This window comes from Pseudomonas sp. B14-6, from assembly GCF_013260315.1.
In the GTDB taxonomy this organism is placed as follows: Bacteria; Pseudomonadota; Gammaproteobacteria; order Pseudomonadales; family Pseudomonadaceae; genus Aquipseudomonas; species Aquipseudomonas mandelii.
In genome coordinates, this window is sequence record NZ_CP053929.1 from 945,721 (window position 1) to 960,446 (window position 14,726).

At 58.4% G+C, this 14,726-nt stretch carries 9 protein-coding genes; 4 read left to right on the plus strand and 5 right to left on the minus strand.

Going from position 1 to position 14,726, the window contains the following annotated elements; translation table 11 throughout:
- Window positions 1-26 precede the first annotated feature (26 nt).
- The 5 genes from potE to HP062_RS04320 all read right to left on the minus strand — a co-directional run bounded on the left by potE (window position 27) and on the right by HP062_RS04320 (window position 8,602).
- Complete coding sequence (gene potE, locus HP062_RS04300; protein ID WP_010460119.1) at window positions 27-1,367, minus strand: putrescine-ornithine antiporter; 1,341 nt, start codon at window positions 1,365-1,367, stop codon at window positions 27-29.
- A 113-nt stretch (window positions 1,368-1,480) separates the two neighbouring features.
- On the minus strand, window positions 1,481-2,914 hold the full coding sequence (locus HP062_RS04305) for an efflux transporter outer membrane subunit (protein ID WP_077748409.1): 1,434 nt from the start codon (window positions 2,912-2,914) through the stop codon (window positions 1,481-1,483).
- Between the two features lies 1 nt (window position 2,915).
- Window positions 2,916-6,125: an efflux RND transporter permease subunit gene (locus HP062_RS04310; protein WP_169857770.1), complete on the minus strand. Its 3,210-nt coding sequence runs from the start codon at window positions 6,123-6,125 to the stop codon at window positions 2,916-2,918.
- The gene (locus tag HP062_RS04315) at window positions 6,100-7,335 is read right to left on the minus strand and encodes an efflux RND transporter periplasmic adaptor subunit (RefSeq protein ID WP_256666086.1); all 1,236 of its coding nucleotides are present in this window, start codon (window positions 7,333-7,335) and stop codon (window positions 6,100-6,102) included. Before HP062_RS04315 ends, HP062_RS04310 begins: the two co-directional genes overlap by 26 nt.
- A gap of 76 nt (window positions 7,336-7,411) precedes the next feature.
- Complete coding sequence (locus HP062_RS04320; RefSeq protein WP_010460127.1) at window positions 7,412-8,602, minus strand: sodium:proton antiporter; 1,191 nt, start codon at window positions 8,600-8,602, stop codon at window positions 7,412-7,414.
- A 469-nt stretch (window positions 8,603-9,071) separates the two neighbouring features.
- Here HP062_RS04320 and HP062_RS04325 point away from each other — a divergent pair, with 469 nt between their 5' ends.
- From HP062_RS04325 to nosR, 4 genes are all read left to right on the plus strand, one after another.
- Complete coding sequence (locus HP062_RS04325) at window positions 9,072-9,515, plus strand: CopD family copper resistance protein (RefSeq protein WP_083376787.1); 444 nt, start codon at window positions 9,072-9,074, stop codon at window positions 9,513-9,515.
- A 116-nt stretch (window positions 9,516-9,631) separates the two neighbouring features.
- Window positions 9,632-10,978, plus strand: coding sequence for a coproporphyrinogen III oxidase (locus HP062_RS04330; RefSeq protein WP_172790888.1), 1,347 nt, complete (start codon window positions 9,632-9,634; stop codon window positions 10,976-10,978).
- A gap of 22 nt (window positions 10,979-11,000) precedes the next feature.
- Window positions 11,001-12,389 (plus strand): oxygen-independent coproporphyrinogen III oxidase, encoded by a 1,389-nt coding sequence (gene hemN / locus HP062_RS04335; protein WP_172790889.1) that lies wholly within the window; start codon window positions 11,001-11,003, stop codon window positions 12,387-12,389.
- Window positions 12,390-12,499: 110 nt separating this feature from the next.
- Window positions 12,500-14,680, plus strand: a complete 2,181-nt coding sequence (nosR, locus tag HP062_RS04340; protein WP_256666088.1) for a transcriptional regulator NosR — start codon at window positions 12,500-12,502, stop codon at window positions 14,678-14,680.
- Window positions 14,681-14,726: the final 46 nt, after the last annotated feature.

The window sequence follows — 14,726 nt, forward strand, 5'->3', positions numbered from 1 at the left end:
ATGGCTGGCAGTCCTGAAGACGACGGTCAAGGGATGTTGGCCTGAGTCTGAGGCGGTGCAGATGGCTCGACAAATCGTTTGGAGAGGAAGCCGTAAAGCAGGTAGCCGAACGCCAGGACAAGGGCTCCGCCGAACACGGCTTCTTTGCCGCAGGCATACAAAGCGTACAAGGAGTAAGCCACGGCAATCAGTAACAGCGCCGTATTGCGGGTGTATACGCCTGCGCTGACTTTGGCTTTGTACATCATGACCAGCAGGCCGGTGGCCGCCGTCACATAGGGGATCAGGTTGGTCACTGCCGCCAGGCTGACGAGTTTTGCAAACTGAGCGCTGGCGTTGGGCGAAATGGTCGACAGCGCCATCAAGGTCTGCAACACACCGCAGACAAGCATGCCGACAATGGGCGCGTTCAGCGCGCTGACCTTGCTGAACAGTTTGGGAAACATGCCCTGGTCAGCCGTCATCTTGGCCGTTTGTGCCAGGGTGAACTGCCAGCCCAGCAGCGAACCGACACAAGCCAATACTGCCAGCGCCATGATGATGTTGCCGACTGTCGGGTTGAACATGTGTGCGTAGACGAGCGCGAAAGGGGCCGATGAGTTGGCCAGTTCGGCATTGGGTATGATGCCCTGAATAACGGATGTCGACAGCACGTAAACCACTGCTGCACCGAGCGTGCCGAACAGGCAAGCCAGCGGCACCGTGCGCTTGGGATCGTCCACGGCATCGGAAGCCTGAGCCGCCGACTCCATGCCGAGGAAGGCCCACAGCGTCAGGGGGATCGCTTTGCTGATGGCTTCGGAGATGGGCAGTTCGTTCGGGTTCCATGCGGCAGCCAGCACGTCAGGCTTGAACCAGAACCAACCGATGATGCACAAGCCGGCCACCGGGATGATGACACCCCACACGGTGATTGCACCGATCTTGCCGGTGATGCCGGGGCCGCCAAAGTTGGCCACGGTGGTCAACCAGAGCAAGCCGACCGTTCCGATGAACAATGGAATGGCGCCACTTCCCAGCCACGGCAGGAACGATGTCATGTACCCCACCGCGGAGATGGCGACGGCCACGTTGGCGATGGCCAGCGAAAGGAAGTACAGGTACGAGCAGAGGAAAAACCCTGATTTGGCGTGTGCCTCTTCGGTGTAGGCAGACAACCCTCCTGGACGCGGGCAGAAAATACCGCACTGGGAAAAGCAGTAGGCGATGGACATTGAGCCAATGGCCGTGACGATCCATGACAACAATGAAACGGCCCCGAGTTGCGCCATGCTTGTCGGCAACATGATGATGCCTGAGCCCATCATGTTCACCGTGACCAGTGTGGTGAGCCCCATGAGGCTCATTTTCTTGCTTGAGTCGGCCATCGGAAACTCCTGGATCTGCTCGACGCATTGACCCTGTGCCCGACGCTTGGATACTTGTCGTCGGGCAAGGGCTTAACCTTGGTGTTTTTGTGACCCCATCTGTCTAGCGCTAATCAGGGTGGCTTTTCGCTTGCAGTGACAGTCAGCTTGTCCGCTTCGGTAACCCAGCCTCCGCCAGTAGCCTTGTAAACATCGACCATGGCGCTGAACACCGAACCCCGGGTCCGGGTGTAATTCAACTCGGCGTCGAACAAGCTGCGTTCGGCATCCAGTACTTCTATGTAGCTGGTGTACCCGTTGTCGTAGCGCAGGCGCGCAAACCGGGTGTAAGTGCGCAACGCCTCGACCTGATTGGCCTGGGACATCATCTGCTCGCGGGATTTGCTCGCCGCCACCAGTGCGTTTTCAACATCCCTGAAAGCCGACTGAATGGTCTTTTGGTAGGCCAGCAAGGTTTGTTGCTGGAACGCCTCGGCTTGCTGGACTTCACCGGCGATGCCACCCGCGGTGAAAATCGGCATGCTCGCGGCGACACCATAGGACCAGGTGGCGGCCGGCCCGGTGAACAAATTCGAGAGTTGATCACTGACTGAGCCCAGTAGCCCGGTCAGGGAGATCGTCGGGAAATACAGCGCCTTGGCGGCACCGATGCGGGCATTGGCGGAAATCAGATCCAGCTCGGCCTGACGCAGATCGGGGCGTCGTTCCAATAAGTCCGAAGGCAAACCGGCAGGCACCAACGGTAGCGTCAGTTGGGCCAGGTCACGTCCGCGCAGGATTGGGCCCGGGTTGCGTCCCAACAGCACGGCCAGGTTGTTTTCCTGCTGTGCAACCTGGGACTCGAATTGCGATACAGAGGCCTGAGTGCGCTGGAACTCGGAAAGGTTTTGCGCCAGTTCCATTTCGGAAATGGTGCCGGCACCAAAGCGCAGTTTGAAAATCTCGTAGGAGTCGCCGCGGGCCTTGGCAGTGGTGCGGGCGATTTCCAGTTCGCGGTCGAGATCGCGAAGCAGGATGTAGCTGGATGCCACCGACGACACCAGGCTCAGAATGACCGTGCGCCGGCCTTCTTCAGAGGCCAGCAGGTCAGCACGTGCGGATTCATTGAGGCGCCGCAAACGACCCCAGATATCCAGCTCCCAGCTGACACTGAGGGTGGCCTGGTAGTTGTTGTAAATCGGATCGACGTTGGCATCCAAAGGCACCGGGCCGTTGTCGCGTGGCGCCCTGGACCGACTGCCTTGCGCGCCGGCGCCGATTTGCGGAAACATCTGCGAGCGCACCACTCCGTAACGGCCTTGGAATTCCTCGACCCGGGCGGCGGCAATCTTGATGTCTTTGTTTTCCGCCAGCGCCGTGCGAATCAGGTCATTGAGCGCCGGATCCTTGAACTGTTCCCACCACAGCGTATTGGACAGGTCATGGGCCTCCTGGTCTGCATAACGGTAGGTTGCCGGGGTGTCCGTGGTCGGACGTTGGTAGTCCGGGCCGAGCATGCAGCCCGTCAGGCCCAGGCACACCACGAGGGGAAGATGAAAGGTGCGCATCTCAATCCCCCTCATGTCGGTGTTGCGCAGCGCCGCCGGGAATTTCCCCGGTCGACGTAGACGGCGGTGGTTGAGTGGTCTGCTTGACCGTGCCTTTTTTCTCGGTCAACCGTTCGACCAGGTAGTAAAACAGCGGGATAAAGAAGATTGCGATGACTGTCGCCGCCAGCATCCCGCCAATGACCCCGGTGCCGATGGAGTGGCGACTGTTTTCGGATGCACCGACGGCAATGGCCAGCGGGACGCAGCCAAGAATAAACGCCAGGGATGTCATCACAATCGGGCGCAAGCGCTCCTTCGCGGCGGTCATGGCGGCATCGTAAGCAGACATGCCGCTTTCGCGGTTCAGTACCGCAAACTCGAAAATCAGGATGGCGTTCTTGGCGGCCAGGGCCACCAGCATGGTCAAGCCGATCTGGAAATAAACGTCATTGCTCAACCCACGGATCAGCACAGCCAGCAGCGCACCGAACAATGCAAAGGGCACCGCCAGCAGCACCCCGACAGGCAGTGACCATTTCTCGTATTGAGCCGCCAGGATCAGGAACACCATGATCAGGCCGAAGATGAACACCCGGGACGAGGCACCGCCGCTTTTTTTCTCCTCGAAGGCTTCACCACTCAAGGCCAGGGCGTAGTCGTTGGTCATGATTTCAGCGCTTATTTCTTCCAGCGCCTTGAGTGCCTGGCCGGAGCTGTAACCGGGGGCTGCGTTGGCGGTGAGTTTGACTGCGGGGAAGTTATTGAAACGGGTCAGCAGGTCGGGACCGGTGACGTAGCGGGTTGTCAGCACGGCTTTGAGCGGCACCATTTCCTGGTTTTTGTTGCGCACGTAGATCTGTTGCAGGTCCTCGGCCTTGAGGCGATAGCTTGGTTCTGCCTGCAGGATCACCTGCCACAGCCGGCTGAATTTGTTGAATTGCGACACATAGAGCGAGCCGAACATGGTTTGCATGGTGCTATAGACTTCTTCCACCGGCACACCCAGCGACTCTGCCTTTTCCCGGTCTACGTCGACCAGCAATTGCCGGGAAAACACGTTGAAGGTGGAGGTGATGGCGCCGAGTTCGGGGCGCTGCCTGGCTTTGGCGACAAACGTGCCGACCATTTCTGCCAGTTGATTAACGCCGGCGTCCCCTTTGCTCTGAATCCATACCTCCATGCCGCCGGTGGTGCCAAGGCCGGGAATGGACGGCGGATTCACCGGCAGAATGATCCCGCCTTGAACGTTGGCAAAAGCATGGACTGCTTTCTGGATGACGGCGGGGGCGCTTTGTTCCTTGATTGTGTCCGAGTCCTTGTAGCGCTCCTCGAAATCCTTGAACCCGACAAAAAAGGCGCCGGCATTGTTCTTGTTCTGGCCGTCGAGCAGGCTGTAACCATTAACGATGGCAACGCCCTCGACGGCCTCATCGTTCATGAAGAAGTCACTGGCTACTTTGCCCACCTCGCCGGTGCGATCGAGACTGGCGGCATCGGGCATGATCACGGCCCCCAGCAGATACCCCTGATCTTCCGGCGGCAAAAAGGCGCTGGGAATGCGCTGCGCCATGAGCAGAATCAACGCGATCATGCCGGCGAACAGTAACAACGCCAGCACGAAGCGCTTGATCATGAAGGCCACCGAGCGCGAGTAGCCCTCGGTCATGCGTTCGAAGCTGTGCTCGAACCAGCGGAAAAAAGCATTTTTTTCGCCGTGTTGGGGTTTGAGCAGAAGGGCGGCCAAGGCAGGCGAAAGTGTCAACGCCACCAGACCGGATATCACCACAGAGATGGCGATGGTGATCGCGAACTGTTTGTAGAGCTGGCCCGTGATCCCGCCCATGAAGGCCACCGGGATGAACACCGCGCACAGCACCAGCACGATGGCCACCACCGGGCCTGCGACTTCATCCATGGCTTTTTTCGCGGCGTCCTTGGGCGTCATCTTGTGGACATGCATGTTGCGTTCGACGTTCTCGATCACCACGATGGCGTCGTCGACCACAATACCGATGGCCAAGACCATCCCGAACAGCGTCAGCATGTTCACTGAAAAGCCCAATGCCGACATCCCGATGAAGGTGCCGACGATCGACACCGGCACCGCAAGCACCGGGATCAGGGTGGCACGCAGGCTCTGCAGAAAGATGAACACCACGATGACCACCAACACCAGCGCTTCGAAAAAGGTGTATATCACCTCGGAAATCGAGGCGCGGGTAAACGCGGTGGTGTCCATTACGATCTTGTATTCGATGCCCTCGGGGAAGGTCGTCTTCATGTCTGCCAGGGTCTTGGTAACCGCAGCAGACACGTCGAGGGCGTTGGCGCCCGGTTGTTGATACACCGCAATCAGCGTCGCCGGACGGCCCTGATAGGTGCTGCGCAGCGAGTAGTCTTTTTGTCCGAGTTCGGCACGGCCGATGTCCTTGAGACGAACGATTGCCGCCCCTTCGTTGCTGGCGCGCAGAATGATGTTCTCGAACTCTACCGGCTCGGTCAGACGTCCCTTGGTGGTCACGGCAAACGACTGCTCTACCGCCTGGCCGGTGGGCGACTGGCCAACGCGACCGACAGCAAATTGCTGGTTCTGATTGGACACGGCTTTTTGCACGTCTGCCGCAGTGATGCCCAACTGGGCCATCCGGTCGGGCTTGAGCCAGATCCGCATGGCGTAGTCGGGTGTGCCGAAAATACTGGCCTGGTTGGCGCCCGGAATACGCTTGATCGCATCCAGAATGTAGAGGTTGGCGTAGTTGGCCACATAGGTGCTGTCAAAACGATCACCTGCGGAGTACACGGCGAGGACCATCATGAAGGCCGAAGATTTCTTCTGCACCTGAATACCCTGGCTCTGAACCGCGGAGGGCAGTTGCGGCAGGGCCAGGTTGACCCGGTTCTGCACGTCTACCTGGGCAAGGGAAGGGTCGGTGCCAATCTCGAAGAACACATTGAGGGTCATGTTGCCGGTCGCTGAGCTCGACGAGTTCATGTAGATCATGTTGTCGGCGCCGTTGACCTGCTGCTCGATAGGCGCTGCCACATTATTGGCCACGACCTGGGCATCCGCGCCCGGGTAGGTGGCTGACACCGTAATCTGCGGCGGTGTGATATCCGGGTACTGGGCGACCGGCAAACTGACCATCGCCACTGCACCGGCCAAGGTGATGATGATCGAGATAACGGAAGCAAAAATGGGGCGATCAATGCAATAGTGAGAGATGCTCATGGGCGACGCCCACTGTCTTGCACCGACGCGGTGGCTGTCGGTTTTGCCGTCGTCTCGGTTGCCGGGGGAGGGGGGCGATGATATTCAGCGGCCCTCCGGGGGTCACTCTGATCGCACCATCGACCACGATGCGTTCACCGGCTTGCAATCCTTGGGTGATAAACCAGTCATTGCCATGCCAGTCACCCACTTCGACCACCCGTTGCTCGGGCTTGCCCTGTGCATTGATCACCCAGACGAAACGGCTTTTGGCTCCCTCCAGAACGGCTTTCTGCGGCACCGTAATGGCGTTCGGCCTGGAAGCCCCGATGGCCCGCACCCGCACGAACTGTCCGGGTCTAAGTAGGCCTGTCGGGTTGGCAACCACCGCCCGGACCAGAAAGGTCCCGGTATCCTGGCTATAAGAAGGCGCTGCAAAATTCAGGCGGCCACGCTCAGGGACAACGGTGCCGTCGGCCAGGACGACCTCTACGACGAACTCACTGCGCAGGGGAAATATAAGGTGTCCAGACGCAATCTCGTCGCGGAACTTGAGCGTCTCGTTTTCCGAAAGACTGAAGTTGACGTAGATAGGGTCCATCTGTGAAACGGTGGTCAGCAGCCCGGATTCACCCGGCGTGACGTAACTGCCTTCCTGCTTTTTGGCAAAACTTGAAAGGCCGGTGAGGGGCGAGGCTATGGTGGTGTAACTGAGGTTCAACTGTTCGGTTCGAACCGTGCCCTCGGCGGCAAGCACGGCAGCCCGTGTCTGACGCTCATCACCGACAGCATTGTCCAGATCCATCTTGCTGACCGCATTCTGCGCCGCCAAGGGACGGACACGGGCCAGCGTAGCCTTGGCGACTTCCCAGCGTGCCTGTTGTTGAGCCAATTGGCCCTGAGCCGACAGCAATGACGCTTCAAAAGGTTTACGGTCCATCTGGAACAGCGTTTGCCCGGTTTTTACCAAATCGCCTTCGGTGTACAGCCGCTTCTCCAGGAAGCCGGCAACCCGGGCGCGGATCTCAACCTCGCGGGAACTTTGTGTCTGGGCAACGAATTCGAATGTTACCGGGGTGTCGCGGGCGGTGACCGTCATGACCGTCACATCGGGGGCTTGGCGAGCCAGGGTCACGGGCTCTTTGCCGCAACCGACCAGGCTCAAGACCCCGACCATAATGGCAACAGGCAAACCGACGAGCTGCCTGACAACAATCATGTTTGCGCCCATTCTCACGCTCCCTAAACGCTTAGCCACGCTTTCGTAAAACGCTAACACCCGCAGACCGTGGCATTTCTGACAATAATCAATGAATACGACCGGCCAGCCGCGAGACCCATGGATTGGCGCTCAAGCCGTGCAGCAGCACGCTGAGTAAAACGGTACAGGCAGCGACAGATACCAAGGTGCGACTGGTTTCTAGAGGGTAGTCCAATATCATGACGGCGAAGACGATGCTGGCCAGGCCGCGTGGGCCGAACCAGCCGATGAACAGGCGGGTTTCGAAATCAAAGCCGGTTCCTGTCAGGCTGATCAGCACGGGCACTATGCGAATCACGGTCAGACTAAGCACTGCATACAGGCAGATGTTCAGGGTGAGATTGTTCCAGGCCCAAGGGATCACAATTGCGCCGAATACGACCCACGTGATGACCGACAGCAGGCTGGCGAATTCTTCACTGGCTTCGAGCAGATGATGCTTTTGTTCGGTAAACAAAAAGCTGGCGAGCAACCCACCGACGAACGCGCCGATAAAACCGCTACCGCCCAATGTTTGCGCGGTGGCAAAGCACAAAATGGCGAGCCCCGGCAGCGTCAGTTGCGACCACATGGGGGCTTGCCAATGGTGTTTTGCGGCGTAACGCTGCAACAGCCAGGCAATGAGCGTAAGCGCCACACCACTGATTGCACCGATGCCCAGCTCCTCGATAACCAACTCTACCGCGAGTGAAAGCGGCGACTGCGTCTGCTCTTCGACCAGCAGTGCAAGGAACATCAGCAGCACTGGAACACAGATCCCGTCATTCAGCCCGCTTTCTACGTTCAGTCCTTCACGCACGGGGGCGGGCACCTTGGGATTACTCACCACCGCCTTCCCCAGCGCAGCGTCGGTGGGCGCCAGAAGGGTCGCCAGTATGGCCAGTTCCAATGGCGGTACTTGCGGGAACAGCCAGATACCGACCAGCCAGCCACTGAGCATGGTCAGTGGCAGACCTATCATCAATAAACGCAATGGCAACCCTTCGTGCGCCCTTAAAACCTTGAGATCAGCGTTGGCCGCATCGCTAAAGAGAACAATGGCCAATGTCAGCTCTGCCAGAATCCTGAGGCCGTCCTTGTCAATCCGGGGTTGCAGAATTCCCAAGAACGCAGGGCCAAGAATCAGGCCGGCAAGCATGAACATGAGTGGACCGTTGAGCAGGCGAGATTCGAAGCGCCCCGCAAATATGCTGTAGGTCAGGAGGAAGGCGGCAAGCAGAGCTAAGTTCTGATACATCGCAGACCTGCTTATCCAGGTTGATGTAAAGGCAATGATGTCATTGCCAGGACGAGGCGCAGCCGAAATCAAAACATCAGGTTAGTCCACATGCTCGGGTTTGACCGGCTCGCCCGACTTCAAACCCAGCTGCGCCCTGACATCGTCGAGACTGGAGAAGCGATAACGCAGGATGAGTTCGTTCGTTGTCGATTCGTCTGATTTAAATCAAGGCAGGGCCACTCGGTACGTCCATTGAAACAAGTATTGCCTTGCCAACTGACTCAGTGGTGACCCAGGTTTCAGTTTTTTCTCTCGACCAACGATAAGAACGGTCGCTCCTGCACGTTCGATACTGATGGAGTGCGGTGAGTGTGGGTTTTGTGGCTTTCTTGATCGATGTCAACCACATGGAGCGGACGGTTCTGTAGTCTCCAGAGATCGACATACCCGTGCGTAACGGGTTGCCTTGACTCAAGGCGACACCTCCATGATCTATCCGCTGATTCTGACGTTGCATCTGTTTGCCGCCCTGATCTTTATCGGCACGGTGTTCTTCGAAGTGCTGTTCCTTGAAAGCATCCGCAAACAGCTACCCACCAGAGTCATGTTGCTGGTGGAGGAAGGCATCGGCCGGCGAGCGCGCTCGCTGATGCCGTGGGTGCTGCTGGTATTGTTCGGTGCGGGGCTCGGCATGGTCTGGCTGCGCTACCTGCCAGTCCTTGCCTCACCGTTGGCTTCATCGTTAGGCACATTGCTTGCCTTGAAAGTCGCGGTGGCCGTGAGCGTACTGCTGCACTTCCTGGTGGCCATGTTTTTATTCAAACGTGGCCGAATGAGTCCGCGGTACCTGCAGTTCATCCACGGCAGCCTGTTTTGTCACATGGTCGTTATCGTGCTGCTGGCCAAGGGAATGTTTTATCTGACCTGGTGATCGGCTTTGACGGGTAGTCTGTTCTTCCAAGACTTTGCTTGTGCTTGATGCAAATCAAGGCGTATTGATCGTTGGACCCCGACACTGATGATCCGCAGCCAGTGTCGGAGACCTTCATGCTCGATTTCTTTCACAACCCCGGCGAGCTGGTCGCCCGGTGCGATCAGGGCGTGCTCGACCCCAACTGTCATGCCGACACGCAAAAATTCCATGAGGGTATCGGATCACTGGATCTGCTTCGCGCTTTGCGCGTCAGCCGCCAGAAGCGACGTCCGCTGTCCCTGAACGTGCAGCTACCCTCCAGCCTCAAGCTTTCCTTTTGTTCCCCTCGTGACAGCGCCGACGAGCACCAGGTTATTGAGCAGTACCTCCAGCATCTGGAGCAGGAGATCGACCTCGTCGGTTGCCACCTGGATGCGCAGCAACGGGTGGAACAGTTTCATCTGGGCGGCGGAACACTCACCACTGCTCACATAGGGCGGCTGATGAGTCACCTGCGTAGCCGTTTCAACTTTCTCTTACATGATTGCGGCGACTACAGCGTCGAGGTGGACCTCTATCAAACCGATTGGGCGACCATGGGTGTGCTGCGCGACCACGGTTTCAACCATGTCAGTATCGGCGTTCCGGATTTCGACAGCGACTGTGAAAGGTCGGTGGCCTGTTACCAGAACCCGGCGCCGATCCAGTCGCTCATGGACGCGGCGCGGACCTTTGGTTTTCGATCCATCAACGTCGATCTGGGTTTTGGCCATGCCTGGCAGACGCCAGACAGTTTTGCGTTGAAGCTGGCGAGCATTATCAAGCTGGAGCCAGACCGGCTGATGGTGTTCGATTATGCCCGGCCACCACGGCGCTATCGTCCGGTGCCCGGTGACAAAGTCAGAGCGCCGTGCAGCCAGGTCGATAAAGGCGCGATGCGCCAAATCTGCTTTGATCAACTGCTTTGCGCGGGTTATCACTACATCGGTATGGGGCAGTTTGTCCGGCCCGATGATGATTTGGCCGTCGCCCAGGAGCGAGGCCGGTTGCGCCGTACCTGTGAGGGTTTCTCCCGTCACGGCTATTGCGATCATGTTGGATTCGGTTTGGGTGCCATTAGCCAGATCGACGATTTGTACACGCAAAACACCGACGAGATTGAATGCTATCAGCAGCAACTGGACATGCGGCAGTTGCCGACGTGTCGAGGCTGGCGCTTCGAGGCGGGGGAGCAAATCAGGCAAATGGTCATGGAGCGACTGGCGTGTGATCTGGAACTGGATATACGCGCCATCGAAAGACGTTATGGACTGGTTTTTTCCAGGTATTTCTCGTCGGTCTGGCCGTTGCTGGAGCAATTGAGTCGTGAGGGGTTGATTGAGTTGTCGGACCGCTTCATCAGCATTCTCCCTGCCGGTCGGCCGGAAGTGGATGCCATCTGCAACCTGTTTGAAAAGGATGTGGGCGGTGCGAGGTGTTAACCCATTTGCGAGTTGATTGATCATGAAGCCTTCCTTTGATTTCAATCGCGCCCTGGTCGAAAAGTATGACCGCCCGGGGCCGCGCTACACTTCTTACCCAACCGCGCCACAGTTCCATCAGGCCTTTGCCGTTGACGACTACCAGCGCGCCGCCCGCGAGAGCAACCAGGCGAGCGCGTCGAAACCGCTGTCGGTGTATATCCACATTCCGTTTTGCAAAAGTCTTTGTTACTACTGCGCCTGCAACAAAATCATTACCCAGAAAACCCATCGCGCCGTCGAGTACCTTCGGTACCTCAAGCTTGAGATTGCGATGCAGGCGGCCTTGTTCGATAGCACCCGTAAACTCACGCAATTGCACCTGGGCGGCGGCACGCCTACTTATTTAACCAGTGAACAGCTCGCGGACCTGATGGATTGCCTGCACCAGGCGTTCAACATGGATGACAGCGATGACCATGAATTTTCCATCGAAGTCGACCCGCGCACCATCAGCACCGAGCAGATCCGGTCGCTGCGCCAGTTGGGCTTCAATCGCCTGAGCTTCGGTGTTCAGGATTTCGACCCCGACGTGCAGGCCGCGGTCAATCGCCAGCAAAGTGAAGAGCAGATTTATGCGCTGGTTGCTGCGGCACGCGAGGCGCAATTCAAGTCGATCAGCGTCGATCTGATCTATGGCCTGCCGTTGCAAACCGTGCAGAGTTTCGACGTCACCCTCGGCAAGATCATCGCGCTGCGTCCGGACCGGATTGCCGCCTACAGCTACGCGCATCTGCCGGAAATGGTTCGCGCACAACGGTTGATTCGTCCCGCCGACATGCCGCCGCCGGAGCGCAAGCTGGAATTGCTTGAACTGACCATCCGCCGTCTGACCGCGGCCGGTTACGTCTATATCGGCATGGATCATTTCGCCTTGCCGGACGACGAGCTGTCGCTGGCCCGCGCCAATGGCACCCTGCAGCGTAACTTTCAGGGCTACTCCACCCACGCCGACTGCGACTTGATCGGCCTCGGCGTGTCCTCGATCGGCAAGGTCGGCGACAGCTACAGCCAGAGCGTAAAGGAGCTGTCTCAGTACTACGCGCGTCTGGACCAAGGCCTGCTACCGGTGCATCGCGGTTACCGCTTGAGCGCAGACGACTTGCTGCGCCGCGAAGTGATCAGCGACCTGATGTGCCATGGCCGTATTACGTTTAACCGCTATGAAATGCGTCATGACATTCTCTTCACCGAGTACTTTGCCGACGCCTTGTCCCAACTGGAGGAGCATGTTCGCGACGGACTGCTGCAGATCCACTGCGACGAACTGGTGCTGTTACCACAGGGGTACTTGATGATGCGCAGTGCCGCGATGGCGTTTGACGCCTATCTGGGTAGTGAGCAAAAAGGCCTGTTTTCACGCACGGTTTGAGTCATTGGCGCCTGTCCTCATGGGCTAATTTCTCAAGTTGATTTCAATCAAGGGCAGGGGGCGCAACGCTCCCTAACATGACCGAAAGCCCTTTTGAAATCAGCGAGCCCATGACAATCCATCCGCCTTCGATACACGGCAACCTACGCGCCTGGGGCGTCGGGCTGGTGGTCATGCTAATGCTGATGCTCGCCACCTTTGAGGCGGTGCAAGCCAAGGAATACGGCGACATCGAGCAGCAGCGCATCGAGAAAACCTTCCCTCAGACCGATTCCGTTTCCGCCCCCGAAGGCCGGTTCAAGGTGCGCACGCTGTCCGCCGCCGGCAAGGTGCTCGGCTATGTGTTCCAGAGTCTGGACGTGGTGGACATTCCTGCCTACTCGGGCAAGCCGATCAATACCCAGGTGATCCTCGACACTGCTGGTGCGATTCAGGATGCCTATGTGCTGGAGCACCATGAGCCCATTCTGCTGATCGGCATTCCTGAGGCAAAACTTCACGGCTTCAGCGCCAGGTACAAGGGCATCAAGGTCAGCCAGCGGGTGGTCGTCGGCCATTCCAGCGACCCGAAGGCCGTCACCGTCGATGCGATTGCCGGGGCTACCGTCACGGCGATGGTGGTCAACGAGGTCATCATGCGCGCCGCCCACGACGTGGCCGTATCGCTCAAGCTGATCGAGGACACGGGCGGTGTGGCACGCATGCCTGCCACCGTGCGCCAGGACTTTTTCGAACCCGCCACCTGGGAACAACTGACCGGCAACGGCGCCATCCGCCGCTTGAACCTGACCCGTGGCCAGGTCGACGCCGCCTTCAAGGGCACCGACGCCGAAGGCGTGGAAAACGCCGCCGCCGATCAGGTGGATGAGACCTTTATCGAGCTCTACACCGCCGACCTGAATCCGCCGACCATCGGCCGTGCGCTGCTGGGCGACAATCAATATCGCTTACTTATGCAGGACCTCAAGCCCGGCGAGCAGGCCATTGTGGTGGTGGGTCGTGGGCTTTTTTCCTATAAAGGCTCGGGGTATGTGCGCGGCGGGATTTTCGATCGGGTGCAATTGCGCCAGTTCGGCAACGTCATCAGTTTTCGCGACATGGACCATCAGCGGCTCTCCGACGTCTTTGCCAAGGGCATGCCGGAATTCACCGAAATGTCGATTTTCATTGTGCGCGAGCCGGCCCGGTTCGACCCGGGATCGCCCTGGTCCCTGGAATTGCTGGTGCGTCGTCAAACCGGGCCGCTCAGTGGCACGTTCAGCAGCTTCGAACTGCCTTATCAACTGCCCGAGCCATACCTTGAGCGGCCACTGCCCAGCGCCGAAGAATTGGCCGCCCTCGAGGAAGCCGGTCGGCCGATGTGGTTGACCATCTGGTACCAGAAATCCTTTCAGATCACCGTGCTCGGCAGCGCATTACTGCTGCTGATGGCGATCCTGTTCCTGCAGGACTCCTTCACACGTCGGCCACGTTTTTTGCACTGGCTGCGCCGAGGTTACCTGGTCTTTACCGTGGTGTTTCTCGGCTGGTATGCGCTGGGACAGCTGTCGGTGGTCAATGTGCTGACCTTCGCCCATGCGCTGTTCGATCACTTTCGCTGGGAGCTGTTTCTCACCGACCCGCTGATCTTCATGCTCTGGGTCTTCACCGCTGCGAGCATTCTGCTGTGGGGGCGGGGCGTATTCTGCGGCTGGTTGTGCCCGTTCGGTGCCTTGCAGGAGCTGATCAACGAAGCCGCGCGCAAGCTGAGAATCCCCCAATACGAATTGCCTTTCGCGGTGCATGAACGGCTGTGGGCCATCAAATACATCATTTTGCTGCTGCTGTTCGGCCTCTCCCTTGAGTCGATGTCCACCGCCGAATTGTTCGCCGAGGTGGAACCGTTCAAGACCGCTGTCACCCTCAAGTTCGACCGCCAATGGTGGTTCGTCCTCTACGCGGTAGCACTGCTGGTCATCAACCTCTTCACCCGCAAAGTCTATTGCCGCTACATCTGCCCGTTGGGAGCCGCGCTGGCGATTCCGAGCAAATTTCGCCTGTTCGACTGGCTCAAACGCCGCAAGGACTGTGGCACTCCCTGCCAGCTGTGCGCCAAGGAGTGCGAGATCCAGGCGATTCATCCCGATGGCCGAATCAATGCCAACGAGTGCCACTACTGCCTCGATTGCCAGATGACTTACCAGAACGACAACAAGTGTCCGCCGCTGATCAACAAGCGCAAGAAGCGCGGCAAACCGGCACCCATCGCTGTGCAACTGATACCTGTCGTGGAAGTGAGCGCTCTGGAATGAATCCCGCGAGCGCCTGTGCGCTGCGACCGTTTTTATCCCTTCAAGG